The organism is Pandoraea sp. LA3 (assembly GCF_022696215.1).
In the GTDB taxonomy this organism is placed as follows: Bacteria; Pseudomonadota; Gammaproteobacteria; order Burkholderiales; family Burkholderiaceae; genus Pandoraea; species Pandoraea capi.
In genome coordinates, this window is sequence record NZ_PTPY01000028.1 from 23,608 (window position 1) to 43,794 (window position 20,187).

General features: G+C 63.9%; 18 protein-coding genes and 1 pseudogene. 9 read left to right on the forward strand and 10 right to left on the reverse strand.

From position 1 onward, the window contains the following. The first annotated feature begins 338 nt into the window (after positions 1-338). The 6 genes from C5N93_RS08475 to ubiA all read left to right on the forward strand — a co-directional run bounded on the left by C5N93_RS08475 (position 339) and on the right by ubiA (position 5,663). On the forward strand, positions 339-800 hold the full coding sequence (locus C5N93_RS08475; protein WP_150719687.1) for an Lrp/AsnC family transcriptional regulator: 462 nt from the start codon (positions 339-341) through the stop codon (positions 798-800). A 201-nt stretch (positions 801-1,001) separates the two neighbouring features. Next, positions 1,002-1,631 carry an iron transporter gene (locus C5N93_RS08480; protein ID WP_150719686.1) on the forward strand — a complete coding sequence of 210 codons (630 nt, stop codon included), beginning with the start codon at positions 1,002-1,004 and terminating at the stop codon, positions 1,629-1,631. Positions 1,632-1,727: 96 nt separating this feature from the next. Continuing rightward, complete coding sequence (locus tag C5N93_RS08485; RefSeq protein ID WP_242559053.1) at positions 1,728-2,051, forward strand: cupredoxin domain-containing protein; 324 nt, start codon at positions 1,728-1,730, stop codon at positions 2,049-2,051. 64 nt (positions 2,052-2,115) lie between these two features. Further along, complete coding sequence (locus C5N93_RS08490) at positions 2,116-2,952, forward strand: FTR1 family protein (protein WP_242558938.1); 837 nt, start codon at positions 2,116-2,118, stop codon at positions 2,950-2,952. 175 nt (positions 2,953-3,127) lie between these two features. After that, the gene (locus C5N93_RS08495) at positions 3,128-4,522 is read left to right on the forward strand and encodes a 4Fe-4S binding protein (RefSeq protein WP_242558939.1); all 1,395 of its coding nucleotides are present in this window, start codon (positions 3,128-3,130) and stop codon (positions 4,520-4,522) included. A gap of 268 nt (positions 4,523-4,790) precedes the next feature. Next, positions 4,791-5,663, forward strand: coding sequence for a 4-hydroxybenzoate octaprenyltransferase (gene ubiA, locus C5N93_RS08500; protein WP_069342705.1), 873 nt, complete (start codon positions 4,791-4,793; stop codon positions 5,661-5,663). A 79-nt stretch (positions 5,664-5,742) separates the two neighbouring features. On the opposite strand, the pseudogene C5N93_RS08505 reads toward ubiA, so the two are convergent. From C5N93_RS08505 to C5N93_RS08520, 4 genes and pseudogenes are all read right to left on the reverse strand, one after another. Next, positions 5,743-6,531, reverse strand: a pseudogene (locus C5N93_RS08505) (N-acetylmuramoyl-L-alanine amidase); the annotation flags it as partial. A gap of 282 nt (positions 6,532-6,813) precedes the next feature. Then, positions 6,814-7,839, reverse strand: a complete 1,026-nt coding sequence (locus C5N93_RS08510; protein ID WP_242558940.1) for an N-acetylmuramoyl-L-alanine amidase — start codon at positions 7,837-7,839, stop codon at positions 6,814-6,816. A 120-nt stretch (positions 7,840-7,959) separates the two neighbouring features. Beyond that, a complete protein-coding gene (gene proC, locus C5N93_RS08515) occupies positions 7,960-8,772 on the reverse strand; it encodes a pyrroline-5-carboxylate reductase (RefSeq protein WP_242558941.1) in 813 nt (270 codons plus the stop codon). A 133-nt stretch (positions 8,773-8,905) separates the two neighbouring features. Beyond that, positions 8,906-9,619 carry a YggS family pyridoxal phosphate-dependent enzyme gene (locus C5N93_RS08520; protein ID WP_150719681.1) on the reverse strand — a complete coding sequence of 238 codons (714 nt, stop codon included), beginning with the start codon at positions 9,617-9,619 and terminating at the stop codon, positions 8,906-8,908. A gap of 416 nt (positions 9,620-10,035) precedes the next feature. Here C5N93_RS08520 and C5N93_RS08525 point away from each other — a divergent pair, with 416 nt between their 5' ends. Then, on the forward strand, positions 10,036-10,539 hold the full coding sequence (locus C5N93_RS08525) for a glutathione peroxidase (protein ID WP_242558942.1): 504 nt from the start codon (positions 10,036-10,038) through the stop codon (positions 10,537-10,539). Positions 10,540-10,703: 164 nt separating this feature from the next. On the opposite strand, the gene C5N93_RS08530 is transcribed toward C5N93_RS08525, so the two are convergent. After that, the gene (locus C5N93_RS08530; protein WP_242558943.1) at positions 10,704-11,159 is read right to left on the reverse strand and encodes a hypothetical protein; all 456 of its coding nucleotides are present in this window, start codon (positions 11,157-11,159) and stop codon (positions 10,704-10,706) included. 159 nt (positions 11,160-11,318) lie between these two features. On the opposite strand from C5N93_RS08530, the gene C5N93_RS08535 reads away from it, so the two are divergent. Beyond that, positions 11,319-12,902, forward strand: coding sequence for a PLP-dependent aminotransferase family protein (locus C5N93_RS08535; RefSeq protein ID WP_242558944.1), 1,584 nt, complete (start codon positions 11,319-11,321; stop codon positions 12,900-12,902). A gap of 116 nt (positions 12,903-13,018) precedes the next feature. Here C5N93_RS08535 and glcE read toward each other — a convergent pair whose 3' ends face one another. The 4 genes from glcE to C5N93_RS08555 are packed head-to-tail and all read right to left on the reverse strand — an operon-like array spanning position 13,019 to position 17,993. After that, positions 13,019-14,101, reverse strand: coding sequence for a glycolate oxidase subunit GlcE (gene glcE, locus C5N93_RS08540; protein ID WP_150719678.1), 1,083 nt, complete (start codon positions 14,099-14,101; stop codon positions 13,019-13,021). Beyond that, complete coding sequence (locus tag C5N93_RS08545; RefSeq protein WP_242558945.1) at positions 14,101-14,970, reverse strand: ion transporter; 870 nt, start codon at positions 14,968-14,970, stop codon at positions 14,101-14,103. The genes glcE and C5N93_RS08545 overlap by 1 nt, the downstream gene beginning before the upstream one ends. A gap of 1 nt (position 14,971) precedes the next feature. Continuing rightward, positions 14,972-16,564 (reverse strand): FAD-linked oxidase C-terminal domain-containing protein, encoded by a 1,593-nt coding sequence (locus C5N93_RS08550; protein ID WP_242558946.1) that lies wholly within the window; start codon positions 16,562-16,564, stop codon positions 14,972-14,974. A 7-nt stretch (positions 16,565-16,571) separates the two neighbouring features. Next, positions 16,572-17,993, reverse strand: coding sequence for an FAD-linked oxidase C-terminal domain-containing protein (locus C5N93_RS08555; RefSeq protein ID WP_242558947.1), 1,422 nt, complete (start codon positions 17,991-17,993; stop codon positions 16,572-16,574). Positions 17,994-18,300: 307 nt separating this feature from the next. Between C5N93_RS08555 and C5N93_RS08560 the strand changes: the two genes are divergently transcribed. Next, positions 18,301-18,879 (forward strand): cob(I)yrinic acid a,c-diamide adenosyltransferase, encoded by a 579-nt coding sequence (locus tag C5N93_RS08560; RefSeq protein ID WP_242558948.1) that lies wholly within the window; start codon positions 18,301-18,303, stop codon positions 18,877-18,879. 106 nt (positions 18,880-18,985) lie between these two features. Here the strand turns inward: C5N93_RS08560 and aroG are convergent, their stop codons facing one another. Beyond that, complete coding sequence (gene aroG, locus C5N93_RS08565; protein WP_069344375.1) at positions 18,986-20,059, reverse strand: 3-deoxy-7-phosphoheptulonate synthase AroG; 1,074 nt, start codon at positions 20,057-20,059, stop codon at positions 18,986-18,988. Positions 20,060-20,187 lie beyond the last annotated feature (128 nt).

A 20,187-nucleotide genomic window follows, 5' to 3' on the forward strand; every position in this document is an offset into this window, starting at 1 on the left:
CTTGTACGTCGTCATATAAGTGATGTGATTTTGCGCATCGCCCCTCGGCATTGTCAATAGCAATCGCTTGGGGGGATACCCTTGGCTATTGCCTTTATAGGACAAGGGTTAAAGGCCGTTTTCAACTGTGGGGCGGTGCCCCGCAGGTTGCGTGAAGCGTCCTCAACGATGGGTTGACGGCGGGCGGCTTCAGACCCTTGTCATCGTATCTCTTGGTGTGGGAAATCGACGGATCGGGGGGAGCGACGTTCCGGCATCTGCGGGATGGCGGCGCTCTATAATCAGCGCTTGCCCAGGCGACCGGTTCGACGTACTCGACCCCCACTTCCCGATATCCGATGACGCTTCTTGCCACCGCGCTCGACGAACTCGACCGCAATCTGCTCGCCCTGCTCCGCGTGAACGCCCGTGAGAGCACGGCCAATCTGGCGCGGCGTCTGGGCGTGGCGCGTACCACGGTCGTGGCCCGTCTCGGTCGTCTCGAACAGGCCGGGGTCATTGCCGGCTATACGGTGAGACTGGGCCAGGACGCCGCAGGCGGCGGGTTGCAGGCGTGCGTGAGCATCGCCGTTCAGCCTCGCTCGGGGCGCGACGTGCTGCGGCGCCTGAACAAGATGCCGGAGATCCATCTGCTGTGCTCCGTGAGCGGGGAGTTCGACTACGTGGCATGGCTGCATGCGGCGTCTGCCGACCAGCTCGACGCGCTGCTCGACACCATTGGTGAGATCGATGGCGTGACGCGCACGACGACGTCCGTCGTCCTTGCCCGCAAGATCGACCGGGGCGGCGTGCTGCCCTGATAGACGCCGGTAATTATCCGTAACCGACGCCTAAGAATCCGTGCTCAGGGGGCGAGCGCCCCCGCCGATGCTCGCGCAACCCTCAAAACTCCCAAATTTCCCCGTGTTCCCTTGACTTGGTCGGTTTGTCTGCCCTTGGCGATAGTGCTAAAATTATTGAGAATTGTTTGCATTAACTAATCGACCAAATCTGGAGTGTGTATGCGTGTGAAATCCCTCGCAGCAGCGATGCTGCTTGCCGGTGTGGCCACCCTGGCCCAGGCCGCTGAGTTTCCCATCGGCAAACCGCTGAACACCGCGGGCATGGAAATCAACACGGTGTACCTCCAGCCGATCACGATGGAGCCGGCCGGCATGATGCGCGACGCCGCCAAGTCGGACATCCACCTGGAAGCCGACATCCACGCGATCAAGGAGAACCCGAACGGTTACGCCGAAGGCGACTGGATTCCGGGTCTCGAAATCACTTACAAGCTCCAGAAGATGAAGTCGGACGGCAAGACGCCGGACGGCCCGATCGTTCAGGGCCTGATGATGCCGATGGTGGCGAGCGATGGCCCGCACTACGGCGACAACGTCAAGCTCAACGGCGTGGGCAAGTATCAACTGACGATGGTCGTCAACGCGCCGGGCACGCTCAAGGAATTCGGTTGCGTGGTCGACAAGAATGCCAAGCCGATGGCCGGCGGTCATATGGATCACGGCGGCGCGGGTCCATGGTGCTTCGGCCGTCACGTCGATAAGGAAACCGGCGTGGGCGCATGGTTCAAGCCCATCACCAAGGTCGTCGATTTCACGTTCGCGACCGTGGGCAAGAAGGGCGGCTACTAAGCCGGATTAATCTGATGCAGCGTTGGTCAGCGGACCAACGCTGTTTTCCTTTGGAGTAGAAGGATGATTCAGCGCATCGCGCGCCTGCTGGCCACGATGACGGCCGTGGTGGTGACCTTGTTGGCCATGGGCGGCCCGTCGCTCGCCCGCGCCGACGACCTGCCCACCTTCAAGCTGGAAATGAACAACGGCAAACTCAATCCGGCGCGCATCGAAGTGCCGGCCGGCAAGCGCATCAAGATCGAGGTGCACAACACCGGAACGAACGCCGTCGAATTTGAAAGCCTTCAACTGCGCAAGGAAAAGGTGCTCGCACCCGGTGCGCAGTCGTTTGTCGTGATCGCACCGCTGCAACCGGGCGAATACAAGTTTTTCGACGACTTCCATCAGCAGGCGCAGGGCGTGATCGTCGCCAAGTAAGCCGGGCGTAGCTCAGGTCGTTCCAGTCACACCGCAGTACACGCATTACAAAAGGAATTACACGATGGGTCAGGTCATGTTCATCGTCTGGCGCGAAAGCGTCGAGGCATTGCTGGTCGTAGGTATTCTCCATGCATGGCTGGCCAATCCGGATCACGGCGCCAAGCGTGGCCTGCCTTATCTGTGGGCCGGCGTCGTGCTGGGTATCGCCGCCGCCATCGGCCTGGGCGCCGCCCTCGTCGGCTTCACCGAAGTGCTTTCGGGCGACGCGCAGGATTACTTCCAGACCGGCATGGTGCTCGTTGCCTGCGTGCTGATCGTGCAGATGGTCTTCTGGATGAAGCGCAACGGGCGCACGCTCAAGCGCGACATGGAGTCGTCTCTGCAGAAGAATCACGATCAGGGGACATGGTGGGGGGGGCTCGTGCTGGTGGCGCTGGCGATTGCCCGCGAAGGCAGCGAGACCGCGATCTTCCTGTACGGTCTGGGCTTCGGTCAGGGCGGCAGCGTGCCGATGTCGATGTGGCTGGCGGTGGCGATCGGCTTCGTGCTCGCGCTCGTCACGTTCTGGTTGCTGCAACTGGGCGGCAAGATATTCTCGTGGCGCCTGTTCTTCCGCGTCACCGAAATCATGCTGCTGTTCCTCGCGGCCGGTTTGCTGGAGTCGGGACTGGATCGTCTGATCTCGCTTGAGCTCGTGCCGACGCTGGTCGATCAACTGTGGGATACTTCCGCGATTCTGGATGACGCCAGCCCGTTTGGCAGCCTCGTCGCGACGCTGACCGGCTATCGCGCCCATCCGTCCGGCATGAATCTGCTGGTGTATGCCGTGTACTGGCTGTTCATGTGGATGCTGCTCAAGCGAGCGGGCGCCCCGGCCAAGCAGGTCAAGCCTGCCTGATCGAGATGACACGATATTGCGCGACATTGCGCGATATCGCATGACGTAACGTAGCGTGTGGCACCGGGCGGCAATCCCGCCCGGCGCGCACAACGGACTGAACGGACGCGCAACATACGAGATCCGTCAGCCCGCAAGGTAATCCCCCGATGCAAGACCGACGCAAGCACCGAGCATGAGTATCGCCATTACTGTCCCGAACCGACTGGCCCGTCTGGGCCTTTGGATGCAACGCCACGGCAAACTGATTCGTGGCGTGCAATGGGTCATCGTGCTCGTTTATGCGTTCCTCATCTGCGTGCCCGTTCTGCTGCCGTTGCCCGATGAGACGGCACACATCCTGAACAATCTCACCGTCTTCGCGCAATTCACGTTCTGGGGCATCTGGTGGCCGTTCGTGCTCATCAGCATGGTGCTCATGGGGCGTATCTGGTGCGGTGTGCTGTGCCCCGAAGGCACCCTCTCCGAATTCGCCAGCCGACATGGCAAAGGCCGTGCGATTCCGCGCTGGATGCGATGGGGCGGCTGGCCGTTCGTCGCTTTCGCCGGGACCACGCTGTACGGTCAGATGGTCAGCGTCTACCAATATCCGAAAGCGGTGCTGCTGGTGCTCGGCGGCTCGACCATCGGGGCCATGGTGATCGGCTACTACTACGGGCGCGACAAGCGCGTGTGGTGCAAGTATCTGTGCCCGGTCAATGGCGTGTTCTCGCTGCTCGCGCGTCTGGCGCCGTTCCACTTCAAGGTCAACGAAGACGCCTGGCGTCAGTCGTACAACACCAAGGGTCACAAGATCATCCCGATCAATTGCGCGCCGCTCGTGCCGCTGCGCAACATGAAGGGCGGTGCGCAGTGTCATATGTGCGGCCGTTGCGCCGGACATCGCGACGCCATCGAGCTCACGGGCCGCTCGCCGAGCGAAGAGATCGTGACGTACGGGGCGACCGAAAACAACAGTCTCTGGGATAGCGTGCTGGTCAACTTCGGCCTGCTGGGCGTGGCCATCGGCGCATTCCACTGGACGGTGAACCCGTGGTTCGTTGCGACCAAGACGTTCCTGGCCACGTGGCTGATCGACCGCGACATCATGTGGCCGTTCGAGACGAACGCGCCGTGGTTCATCTTCACCAACTATCCCGAACAGAGCGATGTCTTCACCTGGCTCGACGGTGCGATGGTCGTCACGTACATCCTCGGTAACGGTCTGGTACTCGGCCTCGCGTTCTCGGCCATCTTCGCGCTGGCCAACCGGGCGATGGGCAAGTGGGACACGTCGCGCTTCAACCACCTCGTGCAGTCGCTGATTCCGATTGCCGGCGCGGGCGTGTTCATCGGTCTGTCGGCCACGACGGTCAGCCTGTTGCGCGCCGAGCATCTGCCTATCTACTGGGCGAACGACGTGCGCGCGACCATTCTCGCGACCACGACGTTGTGGAGTCTCTGGCTGGGCTGGCGCGTGACGGGGCGGCATGCCACGTCGCTGATGCGGCGTCTGGCCGGCATGGCCGGGATCGTGGCGGCGCTGGCGCTCGTGAACTGGCTCTGGCTGCTGATGTTCTGGATCTGGTAACAGTCAAAGATCCACGAGCGTGCATGACGTAGGGCGTTTCCCGGTCGGTGCGAATCCGCACTGCCGGTGAAATGGCCGGGATTGGCGAGCCGAAGGCCGGTGGCCTACAATGACGCCACACGTCGCCCGGTCTGCCGGGGCTTGCCGACCTCACGGCCCCGTCGGCGCATCGCCTTTCGGTGCCCCGGTGTCCCGGTGTCCCGGTGTCCCGGTCTTCCGGCCTCGCAGCTTCGCCGGTCCTCACGGTCTTTCCAGTCTCAAGACGCCCATGTTGCTCGCTCAACGTCTCCCGCTCTATTTCCGCCTCGTCCGTCTGGACAAGCCGATCGGCACCGTGCTGCTGCTGTGGCCGACGCTCTCGGCGCTGTGGATCGCGTCGAACGGGCATCCCGACCCGTTGTTGCTCGTCATCTTCACGCTCGGCACGTTCCTGATGCGCTCGGCGGGTTGCGCCATCAACGATTACGCCGATCGCGACTTCGACAAGTACGTCAAGCGAACGAAAGAACGCCCGATCACGTCGGGACGGATTCGGGCGTGGGAGGCGGTCGCCGTGGCTGCGACACTTGCGCTCGTCAGCTTCCTGCTGATTCTCCCGCTCAATGCGCTGACCAAGTGGCTCTCGATTCCGGCACTGTTCGTGGCGGGCACCTATCCGTTCACCAAACGCTTCTTCGCGTTGCCGCAGGCGTATCTGGGCGTGGCGTTCGGCTTCGGCATTCCGATGGCGTTTGCCGCCGTGCAGGATCAGGTGCCCGTGATTGCGTGGGTGCTGCTGCTCTCCAACGTGTTCTGGTCGCTGGCCTACGATACCGAGTACGCCATGGTCGATCGCGACGACGATCTGAAGATCGGGATCAAGACGTCGGCGATCACGTTCGGCCGTTTCGACGTGCTGGCCGTGATGCTTTGTTACGTCGGCGCACTCGGCATTCAGGCGCTGGTCGGGGCGTATCTCGGCTTCGGCTGGCCATTCTGGCTGGGCATGGCCGTTGCGGTGAGCTTCGCCATCTATCACTACTTCCTGATTCGCGGCCGCGAGCGCATGCCTTGCTTCGCGGCGTTCCGTCACAACAACTGGCTCGGCGCAGCGGTGTTCGCCGGTATCGCCGGGCACTATCTGCTGACTGCGCAGGGCTGACGGCGGACGCGGGGCATCGACATGCCCCACGTGCACCGCGCGTGAAACCCGCTTTGCGTGCTCATCGCGCCGTCATGGCGCGGTCGGTCTCGCCGTACTTTTCCAGCAATGCGTCGAGCACGGCGACCGTTTCCACGTCGGGCACGCCGTCATAGCGTGCCGGATGGAAATGCATCTGGAACGCGGCAATGACATCGGTCGTTGAAGCGTCCAGTTCTCCCGTTTGCGGCGTGTCGAAACCGTAGGCGAGCAGCTTCGCCTGTAACGCCGGAACGTCTCCCCGATACGGTCGATGATCGCGGTAATGCGCGACCCTCGCGTCGTCGGGCCATGCGCCGACCCCAAATTGCTCGTGCAGCCACCGCCACGGAAACCGCGGTCCGGGGTCGTGCGTGCGCCCGGGGGCGACGTCGGCATGACCGAGTACCCGATCCGGTGCAATACCGTATCGCACCACGATGTCGGCGACGAGTCTGCCGACGACGGCGATCTGTGGCATCGGGAAGGGATGCCAGCGCCGGTCCATGAGCGGGAGCCGCGCGTCGTCTGCCGGATAGCCGGGATTGACGATTTCGACGCCGATGGAGGTGCCGTTCAGCAGACGTTCTCCCCGCCATCCGCTCACGCCAGCGTGCCGGGCCAACTGCCGTTCGGGTACCAATTGGTAGACGACGAAACGATTGTCGTCGTCGGCCGTCTCGGGCACGACGTAATGCGCGCTGGCATCGCCCGCAGGATTCGTCAGCGCACTGAGCGAGCGCAGCAGCGAGGTCGCGGTGTAATGCAGCACGAGCGTGCGAATGCGCGGCTCGCGTCTGGCCGGTGTCAGCCCTTTGTCGATGAAGTAGCCGTTGCACTCCCGAACCATCGGCGGCACCTTCCCTGGCCGCGCAAGCAAACCGGCTTGCCGCGCCAGCGGGCGGCCCAGTGCGTTGAGGAGAAATTTCCGGTACTTCTCGTCGTCACTCATTGGGACGGTTGCCGCTTGGGCACTGCCGCGCTGTTCGGGGCGGGGCGAACATTGTGCATTGGAATTCCATGACGTCGCTGAGACTTGACCAGCGTAGTCGTCGGCGGACGTCGGGGACTCCAAAAAAGGTTCACGCCGGAATCGTTTGGGCAGATTCCGGCGCGTTGCACTGTCCACTGCCTATGGATGCCGGTAGATGGCGCTGGCAGCGTCGTCCGGTGCGTTCGGTCCCGTCGCTGCGCTGCGGCTTTTCGCGGTAACGTCGGCGGACGGACGCGGCACATCGAGGTATTTCTCCAGCAGTGCGTCGAGCACTGCGACCGTTTGTGCGTCGGGAACCCCGTCGTAGCGATGGCTCGCGCAGAAGTGCATCTGAAACGACTCGATGACGTTCGTCGTCGCCTGGTCCAACTGGCCGGTTTGCGGGGTGTCGTAGCCGTAGGTTCGCAGCTTCGCCTGCACGGTCGCGACGTCGCCGGCATACGGCATATGATCGCGATAGAAGGCCACCGTTGCCGCGTCCGGCCAGGCGCCGATCCCGCGTTCATGCAGCCTCTGCCAGGGAAACAGGGGGCCCGGATCGAGCTTGCGGCCCGGCGCGACATCGGCATGACCGACCACCCGATTCGGTGCGATGCCGTGGCGCTGCACGATCGTGGCGGCTAATTGGCAGACGACGTCGATCTGGCTATCGGGGTACGCGTACCAGCGTCTGTCCATCAGCGGCCGACGGTTGTCTTCCGGGCCGAATCCGATATTGACGATCTCCATGCCGATCGACGTGCCGTTGATCAACCGTTCCCCCAACCATGCGCTGACCCCTGCGTGATGCGCCAGTTCCGACTCGGGAACGAGTTGGTAGACGGTGAAGCGCCCACCCGATTGGGCGGTGTCCGGTACGACGTAATGCGCGCTGACGCCGCGTTTGGGGTTCGTCAGAATGTCGAGCGCCTGCGCCAATGGCGTTGCCGTGTAGTGAAGCACCAGCGTGTGGATGCGAGGCTCTCGATTTTCCGACAGGATCGAGGTGTCGAGGTCGAAATTTTGATCGGGAGCGTCGGGGGAGGGGCGCAATGTCGACGCGTTGGCCTGTAAAGCCGGTAAGGCGGTCGTCAGCGTGGCGGCAAGGGTCGTCGCTTGCCGCAGGAAGTCCCGTCGTGGCGTCGGTTCGGCGTCGTGATCGGCGGGCTGTCGGGCATTGCGCATCGGGCATCGGTCACGTTGTTGACATCCGCCCAAGGTAGCCGTCGTTTGACGGCGAATGCTTTCATAAATGGCTCACGCCGGCATCGTGCGAGACGATGCCGGCGTGTCGGACTGACGCAATCAGGCGTCGCCCAGTTCGTCGCCGAGTTCCTTGGCGCGATGGTTGGCCGCCTTGACGCCGCGCACGATGGCGTCCTTGATGGCGTCTTTTTCGAACGAGCTGATGGCCGCGAAGGTGGTGCCGCCCTTCGACGTCACGCGATCGCGCAGCACGCTGGCCGGTTCGGTCGAGTCTACCGCGAGTTGCGAGGCGCCGGTGAACGTGGCGATGGCGAGCTGGCGTGCCTTGTCGGGCGCGAAGCCCAGTTCCTGTGCGGCCTGCTCCAGCGCTTCGATGAAGTAGAAGACGTAGGCCGGGCCGCTGCCCGAGATGGCGGTGACGGCGTCGAGCTGATCCTCTTTCTCGACCCATACGATTTCGCCGGCGGCGCCCAGCACGGTCTCGGCGCGCTTGCACTGATCCGAATCCACGCCCGAGAGCGCGATCAGGCCGGTGATGCCCTTACCGATCAGTGCCGGTGTGTTCGGCATGCAGCGCACGATCTGGTTGTGACCGCCGAGCCAGCGCGCGAGATCCGAAGCGCGGATCCCTGCGGCAATGCTGATGACCAACTGACCGTTCAGATGCGGCTGGAGCGCTTGCGCGACATCCTTGAGCACTTGCGGTTTGACGGCCAGCACGAGCGTGTCGTAATCGCGCAGGCGGTCGTTCGGGGCGCTGGCTGTCTCGATGCCGTGGTGCTTGACGAGACTTTCGCGGGTCGATTCGTTGACGTCGATAGCGAGAATGTCGCGCGGGGCCGTGCCACGCTTGACGAGTCCGCCGATCAAGGCATTGGCCATATTGCCGCCGCCGATGAATGCAATTCTCATAACCATCCTTTGCGTTGCGTGTGTCGTTACTCGTTACCGTTACTGCTATTCGTGGCGAGTCCAGTGCGGGGCGCGGTGCATCGTTGCGGTGGTGCGTTGTCGTGACGCGCTCACCGCAGGACGCATGCCGCGCTCAGGCCTTGGCGCCGTAATCTCGTGCGCCGAAAATCGCCGTACCGATGCGCACCATGGTGGCGCCCTCGGCAACCGCTGCCTCCAGGTCCCCCGACATCCCCATCGAGAGCGTGTCCAGCGCCAGCCCGTCGGCGCGAAGCGCATCGAACAAGTCGCGCACCGCCTTGAAGGGTTCACGCTGACGTGCCGGGTCGTCTTCGGGTTCGGGAATCGCCATCAGGCCGCGCAGCGTCAGATTCGGCAGTGCGGCGATAGCGCGGGCGACAGCGAGGGCTTCGTCCGGTGTGACGCCGCTTTTGCTGGCCTCGCCGCTGATGTTCACCTGCAGGCAAACCTGCAAGGGCGGCAAGTGTGTCGGGCGCTGTGCGCTCAGGCGTTCCGCGATCTTGAGCCGGTCGACGGAATGTACCCAGTCGAAATGCTCGGCGACCGGCCGCGTCTTGTTGCTTTGCAGCGGCCCGATGAAATGCCATTCGAGCGGTTCGTCGCCGACGCGCTCACCGGCGAGTGCTTCGATCTTGTCGAGCGCTTCCTGCACATAGTTCTCGCCGAAAGCCCGCTGGCCGGCCGTCACCGCTTCGCGCACGGCGTCGGCGCCGAAGGTCTTCGAGACGGCGAGCAGGCGCACACTGCCGTCGGCTCGGCCGGCAGCGGCGGTGGCGCGGGTGATCCGGGAGAGGACGTCTTCGAGATGTGCTGCGATGGGCGACATAGAAAGGATTCGGCGGGTTCGGCAGGTTCGGGCGTAGCGAAGCGGTTGGACGGTGTCGGCGGTTCCGGGCAAATGAAGCGAATCGGGCGGATCGGGTGAAATCGGGTGAATCGAGTGTCCGGGTTGTCGTAACGACGCGGGGACGACCTGTCGTCGATATCGTCGATCTCGCGGGTTTCGAACCAGCGTACACCGGGAAGGCCGGGCGCGTCCGAAAGACCCCTTTGGCCCGTCGGTCAACGATTATAGCCGTGCTCCGGGCGCAGGTGCTACCCGACAAAAAAGGAGGTGCTACCCGGGGCGTACTCGCCGGGCGATCAAGGATAACCGGGAGGTGGCTACGGCGCGAATCGCCCGCCGGGCCGGGGTTGTGGCAGACTGCGCGGTGCCAACATCCACAGGGAAGGGAGCCGCCGATGAGCGTGAATCCACAGCACACACAGCACGTGTACGATTTTTCGGTCCAGACGCTGGCGGGGGAGTCCGTCAGCCTGTCGCAGTATCGCGGCAAGGTGCTGCTCATCGTGAACACGGCGAGCGAGTGCGGGTTCACGCCGCAGTACGCCGGTTTGCAGACGCTCCACGAGCAACTCGCGCCGCGTGGCTTCGAGGTGCTGGCGTTTCCGTGCAATCAGTTCGGCAAGCAGGAGCCGGGCGATGCGCAGGCCATCCGCAGCTTCTGCGACCTGCGCTTTCACGTCACCTTTCCGATGTTCGCCAAGATCGACGTCAAAGGGCCGGACGCCGCGCCGCTCTACCGCTATCTGACGCAGGAGAAGCCCGGGATTCTGGGCACGAAGGCGATCAAGTGGAATTTCACCAAGTTCCTTGTCGATGCGTCGGGCACGGTGGTGGCGCGCTACGCCCCGACCGCGAAGCCCGAAGCGATTCGCGCCGATATCGAAAGGTTGCTGGCGTGAGTCGATGAATCCTCGGGTGCTCAGGCACCTTGGCAATTGAACGGTTCAGCATGTAAGTACGTCAGCACGGGAGCACGGGAGCACGGCAGCACGGCAGCACGGCAGCACGTAAGCACTCGGGCACTCGGACGCTCACGCATCAGAGCGCCCGTGTCAAAGGCCGTTCAGAGGCCGAAATATCGAAGGATGGCTTGAAGGCGTCCGGTGGCCGGGGGGCGCTGGTCGTCCGAAAGCCGGAGGTCGCTTGCGCCGACCCGACTCGCGACGGATGCGCCGCCATCGCTCGCGATCGCGAACCAGCCGGACGTCTCCACGACATACACCTGCCCGGCCGCCAACGGCACGGTCGGGCGCCACACGCCTGCGGCAAGCCAACGGGCGGGGGGCGTCAGCATGACATTCCCGTCACGAACCTGAAGCACCGTGCCCCGGCTCGCGTAGGTATGAAACGACTGCCCGCGCATGAGCTTGAGCAAGGCAGGTGAGGGCGTCCCGACATCGGTGCGCTCGCGGGACGTCACCGGCACATCGACTCGCTCAGCACGCGCTGCAGGGGGCTTCGCGACCGGGCTACGGATGAGCGAAGCGTACTCGGGTGTAGGGGCGGGATGTGTTTCCATGGCGAAGCTCCGGGGCGTTGAACAGATGGCTACAGCGTATCGATGGCCCCATCGGCCCGGTAGGCACACCCGCGAACCGTTTTTTGTGTAACAGATGGGCGTCAGACAACCTGTTACGATGCCAAATTCTCAAATCTGTATCTGTTGCGGTGCGATCCGATGCCCGATGATCTGCGCATGGACGCCCCCACCCCCGACCTGATGGTCACCGACACGACCGACCCCATGGCTTCGACGCCCGTTTCCACGCAAAGCGCCCCGGAAGCGGCGAGACCTGCGGTGTTTCCCGTCATTCCCGAAGAGCGCACGCCGATTTACCGCCAGTTGGCGGATCACTATCGTCTGGCGATCGAAGCCGGGACGCTCGTCTGCGGCGCGCGCATGCCTAGCGTGCGTGCGTTGATGGAGCGCCACCAGATCAGCCTGTCGACGGCGCTACAGACTTGCCGCCATCTGGAGGCGCAGGGCCTGCTCGAAGCGCGTCCGCGTTCCGGGTACTTCGTGCGCACGCCCGCCCGCGCGAGCGCCGTACCGGTGGCCGAGCCGCGCCCGTGGGTGCCTGACCTGATGCAGTACGTGGGCATCAATCAGCGTGTCTCGTCGATTCTCGCGCGCGGCCTTCAGGCGGATATCAAGATCAATTTCGCGATCGCGCACGGGTCCCCGTCGCTCTATCCGGTCAACGAGTTGCGGCAGGCGACGATCCGCGCACTGCGTGACCATCCGCTGCTCTACGGCATGCCGCCGCCCGGCGGCGGTGAAGCCCGGTTTCGCGGCGCGATTGCACGCCGTGCGCTGGAAGCGCGGATGAACATCAACCCGGATGAAATCATCGTCACGCACGGCTGCATCGAAGCGATCAACCTGGCGCTGCGTGCGGTGGCGAGCACCGGCGACGTGGTCGCGGTCGAATCGCCGACCTACTACGCGCTGTTGCAGACGCTTGAGAGCATGGGCATCCGGGCGCTGGAAATTCCGACGAGCCCGCAAACCGGCATCTCGCTCGACGCGCTGGAGCTGGCCTCGCAAACGTACGACAACATCAAGGCGGTGATCGTCGTGCCGCATTTTCAGAATCCGCTCGGATCGGTGATGCCGGACGCCAACAAGATGCAGCTCGTGAAGTGGGCGGAGTCGCGAGGCATCGCCATCATCGAGGACGACACGTATTCCGCGCTGGGTGACGACGGCAACATGCCTGCGGCCATCCGTTCATGGGATACGACGGGCAACGTGATTCACTGTGCCTCGCTGCACAAGACGCTTGCGCCGGGCATGCGGCTCGGCTGGATTGCTGCCGGCAAGTGGCAGCGACGGGTCGACATGCTGAAATATGCGCAGACGCGCCCGAACGAAGCGCTCGCGCAGATCGCCATGGGCGAGTTCATGGACTCGCCGCGATTCGATCGTCATTTGCGGCGTCTGCGCTCGCAGTTGCGTGAACACCGCGCCGCGATGGCTGAAGCGATCGCGACGTACTTCCCGGCCGGCACGCGTCTGACGCAACCGGCGGGCGGTCTGAGCTTGTGGGTGGAGATGCCGGGCGGTGTGAGTTCCGAGCGACTGTTCGACGCGGCGCTGGAGAAAGGCATTCGCATCGCACCGGGCAGCCTTTTCTCCAACTCGGCGCGCTACGACAACTTCCTGAGGATGAATGGCGGTCAGCCGTTCACGCGCGACGTCGACAAGGCCGTGCGGACGCTGGCCACCGAAGTCACCCGCCTGCTCGACACGAACGGCTGAGCGGATCTCGGTCAGCCGGGCTGCACTTGTGGCCGCACCCACGGTCGCATGAACAGCCGAATGAGCAGCCGCACGCCTGACTGTATCTCGGACTGGCGGTGCGGATAAGGGACGGCTCAGAACTCCGGATACATCCGTCCCGGATTGAAGATGCCCGCAGGATCGAACACCGACTTCAGATTTCGGTGGATGCGCATGACGGGCGCGGGCAACGGGGTGAAGACACTGACGCTCGGTTCGCCGTAACGGAACAGCGTGGCGTGCCCGCCATCCTGACGGGCGGCGGAGCGCACGATCTGCGCGTCGGCGTCGGTGATCCACCAGCGCTGTGCGCCACCCCACTCGATGAGTTGCTTGCCTGGCAGACGATGCGGTTCGGCTGTCGACGGCACGGCCAGACGCCACAAGGCCTGCCCCGGTCCCGCATCGGCGAAGAAGTTGTCGGTCTGCTCGCGAATGGCGTGCCAGAACTTGGCCGCATGAATGGCATCGACCAGCTCGCCGCCCATCTTCACGCGAGCGGCCTTGATGGCTGCCGACGCGCCCGCCAGACGAATCACCAGCAAATCGCTGCGCCAGGCGCTACCGGTAATCGGCAGCGGCTGGCCGCCCCATTCGTTGAGCTTGCGCACCGCATCGACGGCATTCATTTCGAATTGCAGCGTCAATTCCGCGAACGGCTGCGGCAGCACCTTGAGCGACACTTCGAGAATGAGTCCCAGCGTGCCGAGCGAGCCGGCGAGCATGCGCGAGACGTCGTAACCGGCGACGTTCTTCATCACCTGACCGCCGAAGTTCAGCACATGTCCCCGACCGTCCATCAGCTTGGCGCCGAGCACGAAATCGCGCACTGAGCCCACGGCACTGCGACGCGGGCCGGCCAGCCCGGCGGCCACTGCGCCGCCGATGGTTGCCCCTGGCCCGAAGTAGGGCGGCTCGAACGGCAGCAACTGATTGCGCTCCGCGAGCGCGGCCTCGACTTCAGCCAGCGGCGTGCCGCAACGCGCCGTAATGACGAGTTCAGCGGGATCGTAAGCGACGATGCCGCTGTATGCACGCGTGTCGAGCACGTCGCCCACACGCTGCTGTCCGTACCACGCTTTCGTACCGCCCCCGCGCAACTGAAGCGGGGCACGGCGAGCGGTGGCCTGTTCGATGACGGCGCGGAAATTCTCGAGGGTGTCGTTCGTGTCGGTCATCAGCTCGGTTCAGGCGGTGGTGTCGTATCGCATTGATAGGGATCCAGCTCGCTGCCGCAGTGCTTGCAGAAGCGGGCGTTCGGCTCGTGTCCTTCGGTCTGACATTGCTTGCAGGTGCGTGTGGTGACCGGCGCGCGGCGCATGGCCGAATGAATTTCGGCACCCATGATGCCGGTGGGAATGGCGATCACGCTGTAACCGAGCAGCATTACGAAACCGGTGATCGCCTTGCCCAGTCCGGTGACGGGGACCACGTCGCCATACCCGGTCGTCGTGAGCGTGACGATGGCCCAGTAGATGCCGACCGGAATGCTCGTGAAGCCATGTTCCGGCCCCTCGATGATGTGCATCAGCGTGCCGAAGATCACCACGATGATCGAAATGAAGCCGAGAAACACGAGGATCTTGCGCCGGGCGTTGTACAGCGCAATGCTGAGAATACCGGCTTCGTTGACGTATGCGGTGAGCTTCAGAATCCGGAACGCGCGCATCAAACGCAGCAAACGCACATCGATCAGTCCATGCAATTCCGGCACGAGAATCGCGAGATAGGTCGGCAGGATGGCGAGCAGGTCGATGATGCCGTAGAACGACAGCGCATAACGCATCGGCCGGTGCGCGCTCAGCAGGCGCGCAATGTACTCCGCCGTGAACAGCAGCGTGAAGAACCACTCCAGGATCGCCATCGGTATCGGCATGGTGGCCTGTACCGCCGGCACGCTGGAGACCACCACCGTGAGGACGGACAACACGATGGCGGCGAGCAGCGCAATGTCGAACAGCCGCCCCTCGCGGGTATCGGCCTCGAAGATGATGATGTAGAGACGCTGCCGCCAGTCGTGCGGCAGCCATTCCGACAGCGGGCGCATGTCAGAACCTCGGCAGATCGGGATGCGGCAACAGGCCGCCGCGCACATGCTGCTTGCCGTATTCGGCACAGCGCGCCCGTGTCGGAATGCCCTTGTCCGGATTGAGGAGTCCGACCGGATCGAACGCGCGTTTCACGCCGAAGAACGCGTCGCGTTCCTGCGCCGAGAATTGCACGCACATCGAGTTGATCTTCTCGATGCCCACGCCGTGTTCGCCCGTAATCGTGCCGCCGAGTTCGACGCACGCTTCGAGAATGTCGCAACCGAACGCCTCGGCGCGATGCCATTCGTCCAGGTCGTTGCCGTTAAAGAGAATGAGTGGATGCATGTTCCCGTCTCCCGCGTGAAAGACGTTAATACAGCGCAACCCATATTGTTGTTCCAGACCTTCGATGCGTTTGAGTAATGTCCCAATCGCGCGGCGTGGAATCGTCCCGTCCATGCAGTAGTAGTCGGGCGAGATGCGCCCGGCGGCAGGGAAGGCGTTCTTGCGTCCGGACCAGAAGCGCAGGCGCTCCTCCTCGCTGCGCGAGATCTGCAAGCGTGTCGCCCCCGAGGTACGTAGTACGTGCGAGATGCGCAGGATCTCCTCGGTGACTTCTTCGGGCGTGCCGTCCGATTCGCACAGCAGAATCGCGGCGGCGTCCAGATCGTACCCGGCGTGCACGAACTCTTCCACGGCCTGCGTGGCGGGCTTGTCCATCATTTCAAGGCCCGCCGGAATGATGCCCGCTGCAATGATCGCCGCGACGGCATTGCCGCCGGTCTCCACGTCGTCGAAGCTTGCCATGATGACCTGTGCGGTCTGCGCCTTCGGCACGAGCTTGACGGTGATTTCGGTCACGACGCCGAACATGCCTTCGCTGCCGATGAACACGGAGAGCAGATCGAGACCCGGCGCATCGGGGCCGAGCGATCCGAACTCGATGGCCTCGCCCGACATGGTGATGGCGCGCACACGCAGCACGTTGTGCACCGTCAGCCCGTACTTGAGGCAATGCACGCCGCCCGAATTCTCTGCGACGTTGCCGCCAATGGTGCAGGCGATCTGCGACGACGGGTCTGGCGCGTAATACAGCCCGTAGGGCGCGGCGGCTTCCGAAATCGCGAGATTGCGAACGCCCGGCTGCACCGTGGCCGTGCGTGCGTAAGGATCGACTTCGACGATCTTCTTGAACTTCGCGAGCGACAGCACCAGACCGTCTGACATCGGCATGGCGCCGCCGGAAAGACTGGTGCCTGCGCCGCGTGGTACTACCGGGATGCCGAGCTGGTGGCAGGCCTGCAAAATGCGCTGTACCTGCGACTCCGACTCCGGCAACACGACGGCGAGCGGCACGCGACGATACGCGGCGAGGCCGTCGCACTCGTATGGCGTGGTGTCTTCGCGCCGATGCAGGATGCAATGCGGCGGCAGAATCCGCGCAAGCGCTTCGAGCAACTGGCGCTGACGCGCAGCGAGCGCTTCGGCGTCGCCGCTGTCATGGCCGGGTCCGCCATGCGGCGAGGCGCCCGTCTGAAACGAACCGGATGCACTAGACGAGCCGGGCTGGCCCTGCGGCGACGGCATCTGTGGTGTCTGGGGCGCGTTCATGCGGCGCTCAGCCCGCGGCGCGCAGCCGGAAAATCTTGCCCGGATTCAGGAGGTTATGTGGGTCGAGCGAGGTTTTGATCGACCGCATGACATCGATGGCATCCTCACCGTGCTCGGTCACGAGGAACCCCATCTTGTGCAGGCCGACGCCATGCTCGCCGGTGCAGGTGCCGCCCATGCGAATGGCGCGCTCGACGATGCGCTGATTCAGTCGCTCCGCTTCATCCATATCTTCCTGCTTATCAGGATCGATCAGGATCGCGACGTGGAAGTTGCCGTCGCCCACGTGGCCGACGATCGGGCACAGGAGCCGCGAACCCTTCAGATCTTCTTCCGTTTCGCCCACGCACTCGGCCAGGCGCGAGATCGGCACGCAGACGTCCGTCGTCACGGCGCGGCAACCCGGCTGAAGCTGAAGCATGGCGAAGTAGGCGCTGTGACGTGCACTCCACAAGCGGTTGCGGTCCTCGGTGCGCGTGGCCCATTCGAAGCCGGTGCCGCCGTTGTCCCTGGCGAGTTCCTCGACCGTCTGCGCCTGTTCCTTCACGCCGGCCTCGCTGCCGTGGAATTCGAAGAACAGCGTTTGCGTCTCCGGCAGCTCCATCCTGGAATGCTTGTTGATCGCGCGCACGGCTAGTGCATCGACGAATTCCACACGTGCGACCGGCACGCCCAGTTGAATGGTCTGGATAGTGCAGTTCACGGCGTCCGTCATGCTCGGGAACGAACAGATAGCGGCCGATACGGCTTCCGGCTGCGGGTACAGACGCACGGTCACTTCGGTGATGATGCCGAGCGTGCCTTCGCTGCCGACGAACAGGCGTGTGAGGTCGTAACCGGCCGACGACTTGCGCGCCCGCGTACCGGTGTGGATCACGCGGCCGTCTGCCAGCACGACAGTCAGGGCGAGCACGTTCTCGCGCATCGTGCCGTAGCGCACGGCATTGGTGCCCGACGCGCGCGTGGCGCACATGCCGCCAATGCTGGCGTCGGCGCCCGGATCGATCGGGAAGAACAGGCCCGTGTCGCGCAGCGCTTCGTTCAGCGCCTTGCGCGAGATGCCCGGTTGTGCGGTGACGGTCAGGTCTTCGGCGTTGATCGAAACGATCTGGTTCATCTCCGACAGATCGAGCGACAGACCGCCTTCGACCGCGAGCAGATGACCTTCGAGCGACGAGCCGGCGCCGTAGGGAATGATGGGAACGTCGTATTTCGCGCAGAGCTTGACGATCTGCGAGACCTCCTCGGTGCTGTGCGCGAAGGCGACGGCATCGGGCAGCATGGGATCGAACGGAGACTCGTCACGGCCGTGATGTTCGCGTAGCGCCTCCTTGGTGCTCACGCGCTCGCCCAGCAGGGTCTGCAAGTCGGTGAGCAGGGCGTCGGGAAACGGACGCTTGGCGGCGAACGGCAGGTGGGGGTGATTCACGGCTTTCTCCTTCGGGTCTCCGGGCCGCCGTTGCCGGTAGGCGAGGGCGGACACCATGTCGGGCGGGGTCTCGGGCGTGCGGTGCACTCCCTGACACCTCATGAGCGGGGATTTTACGCCGACGTCGCGTTTTTCCCCACACTTTGCGTCATATCATACGGACTTGCCGTGTATCGACGCTATCGGAATTGCCTGAAAAATGAGCAATCGATGGTGATACGGTCTATTTCAATCAAAAAGGCAGGTCGTCCGGCGGCTTGAGAGGCGCCGGCAGGCAAGATGTGCCGCAAGGGGTAGGTGTCAGAAGATGGGTAATCGTTTGAGCAAGATCGTCACGCGCACGGGCGACGGAGGCAAGACCGGTCTGGGAGACGGCGCGCGCGTGGACAAGTTCAGCCTGCGTATCGTCGCCATCGGCGAGATCGACGAAACCAACTCGCACATCGGCGTATTGCTGTGCGAAGACCTGCCGCAGGACGTGCGCGCGATGCTGATCGACATTCAGCACGACCTGTTCGATCTGGGCGGCGAGCTGAGCATGCCGCGTCACACGCTGCTGGGGGACGCCCACGTCGTCAAGCTCGACGAGTGGCTGGCCCATTACAACGCCGATCTGCCGCGTCTGAAGGAATTCATTTTGCCTGGCGGCACCCGGGCGGCGGCGCTTGCGCACATCGTGCGGACCGTGGCACGTCGTGCCGAGCGCGCGATGGTCGCCCTGGGCGCCGAGGAGACGGTCGCGCCGGCGCCGCGCCAGTACATCAACCGCTTGTCCGACCTGATGTTCGTGCTGGCCCGTGTGCTCAATCGTGCGGGCGGCGGGGCCGACGTGCTGTGGCAGCGTGAGCGTTCCGGCAGTGCGCCGCCGGAAGGCGAGGCGCAGTAAAAAGCAGGCGAGCCGGTGAGCCGGTGGCCGGTGACCCCGTCAACCGGCCGTCCGACGGTATGCCGGGCGGCTTTTCGTGCATCGCGCACCCCGGCCGCCCGTGGTTTCAGTTTCCTGCGCCGCGTGCTACGCGACGCGCACGCACGGCGTCGGCCAGCGTGTCGAGCACCTTCAGGCTGTCTTCCCAGTTGATGCAGGCGTCGGTAATGCTCTGGCCGTAGGTCAGTTCCTTGCCCGGCACGTGGTCCTGACGACCGGCCACGAGGTGCGACTCGACCATCACACCGATGATGCGGTCGTCGCCGCCAGCGAGCTGACGGGCGATGTCTTCGCACACCGGGATCTGGTTCTCGTGCTTCTTCTGGCTGTTGGCGTGCGACGCGTCGATCATCACGCGTGCGGCCAGGCCCGACTTGGCGATGTCGTCGCAGGCGGTCTGTACGCTCGCGGCGTCGAAGTTCGGCGCCTTGCCGCCACGCAGGATCAGGTGGCAGTCCTCGTTGCCGGCGGTCGACACGATGGCCGAGTGCCCGCCCTTGGTGACCGACAGGAAATGGTGCGGCTGCGAGGCGGCCTTGATCGCGTCCACGGCGATCTTCACGTTGCCGTCGGTGCCGTTCTTGAACCCGACCGGGCACGACAGGCCGGACGCCAGTTCGCGGTGCACCTGCGATTCCGTAGTGCGAGCGCCGATGGCGCCCCACGACACGAGGTCGGCGATGTACTGCGGGCTGATCATGTCGAGATACTCGGTGCCGGCCGGCAGCCCCATTTCGTTGATCTGTGCGAGCAGTTCGCGGGCCAGACGCAGACCGTCGTTGATCTTGAAGCTGTTGTCCATGTGCGGGTCGTTGATCAGACCCTTCCAGCCCACCGTCGTGCGCGGCTTTTCGAAGTACACGCGCATCACGATTTCAAGCTCGCCTTTCAAACGTTCGCGTTGTTCGACGAGACGCGACGCGTATTCCAGCGCGGCCTTCGGATCGTGAATCGAGCACGGGCCGATGATGACGACGAGACGGTCTTCCATGCCGTGCAGCACGCGGTGAATGGCGCCGCGCGTGCGATGGATGAGGTCGGCGCTCTTTTCCGAGCACGGGTATTCGCGGATCAGGTGCGCAGGGGGCGTCAGTTCCTTAAGTTCGCGAATACGGACATCATCGGTATTGTGGGGAGGCATGGTTTTTCTCCTGGGCAGTTCGGACTGCGGTTCGTTTCTCGGGATTCGGGGCAAAAAAAAACCGCCAGACTCGCTGGCGGTTTTTCAGGATTCGTTCGGTGCTTACTGCTGCAACTGTCCCTCTCCAT

Excerpts from the sequence above, each read along its gene's own strand:
- C5N93_RS08475 (WP_150719687.1), top strand. The coding sequence starts at position 339 with ATGACGCTTCTTGCCACCGCGCTCGACGAACTCGACCGCAATCTGCTC.
- C5N93_RS08480 (WP_150719686.1), top strand. The coding sequence starts at position 1,002 with ATGCGTGTGAAATCCCTCGCAGCAGCGATGCTGCTTGCCGGTGTGGCC.
- C5N93_RS08485 (WP_242559053.1), top strand. The coding sequence starts at position 1,728 with ATGACGGCCGTGGTGGTGACCTTGTTGGCCATGGGCGGCCCGTCGCTC.
- C5N93_RS08490 (WP_242558938.1), top strand. The coding sequence starts at position 2,116 with ATGGGTCAGGTCATGTTCATCGTCTGGCGCGAAAGCGTCGAGGCATTG.
- C5N93_RS08495 (WP_242558939.1), top strand. The coding sequence starts at position 3,128 with ATGAGTATCGCCATTACTGTCCCGAACCGACTGGCCCGTCTGGGCCTT.
- ubiA (WP_069342705.1), top strand. The coding sequence starts at position 4,791 with ATGTTGCTCGCTCAACGTCTCCCGCTCTATTTCCGCCTCGTCCGTCTG.
- C5N93_RS08510 (WP_242558940.1), bottom strand. The coding sequence starts at position 7,839 with ATGCGCAATGCCCGACAGCCCGCCGATCACGACGCCGAACCGACGCCA.
- proC (WP_242558941.1), bottom strand. The coding sequence starts at position 8,772 with ATGAGAATTGCATTCATCGGCGGCGGCAATATGGCCAATGCCTTGATC.
- C5N93_RS08520 (WP_150719681.1), bottom strand. The coding sequence starts at position 9,619 with ATGTCGCCCATCGCAGCACATCTCGAAGACGTCCTCTCCCGGATCACC.
- C5N93_RS08525 (WP_242558942.1), top strand. The coding sequence starts at position 10,036 with ATGAGCGTGAATCCACAGCACACACAGCACGTGTACGATTTTTCGGTC.
- C5N93_RS08530 (WP_242558943.1), bottom strand. The coding sequence starts at position 11,159 with ATGGAAACACATCCCGCCCCTACACCCGAGTACGCTTCGCTCATCCGT.
- C5N93_RS08535 (WP_242558944.1), top strand. The coding sequence starts at position 11,319 with ATGCCCGATGATCTGCGCATGGACGCCCCCACCCCCGACCTGATGGTC.
- glcE (WP_150719678.1), bottom strand. The coding sequence starts at position 14,101 with ATGACCGACACGAACGACACCCTCGAGAATTTCCGCGCCGTCATCGAA.
- C5N93_RS08545 (WP_242558945.1), bottom strand. The coding sequence starts at position 14,970 with ATGCGCCCGCTGTCGGAATGGCTGCCGCACGACTGGCGGCAGCGTCTC.
- C5N93_RS08550 (WP_242558946.1), bottom strand. The coding sequence starts at position 16,564 with ATGAACGCGCCCCAGACACCACAGATGCCGTCGCCGCAGGGCCAGCCC.
- C5N93_RS08560 (WP_242558948.1), top strand. The coding sequence starts at position 18,301 with ATGGGTAATCGTTTGAGCAAGATCGTCACGCGCACGGGCGACGGAGGC.
- aroG (WP_069344375.1), bottom strand. The coding sequence starts at position 20,059 with ATGCCTCCCCACAATACCGATGATGTCCGTATTCGCGAACTTAAGGAA.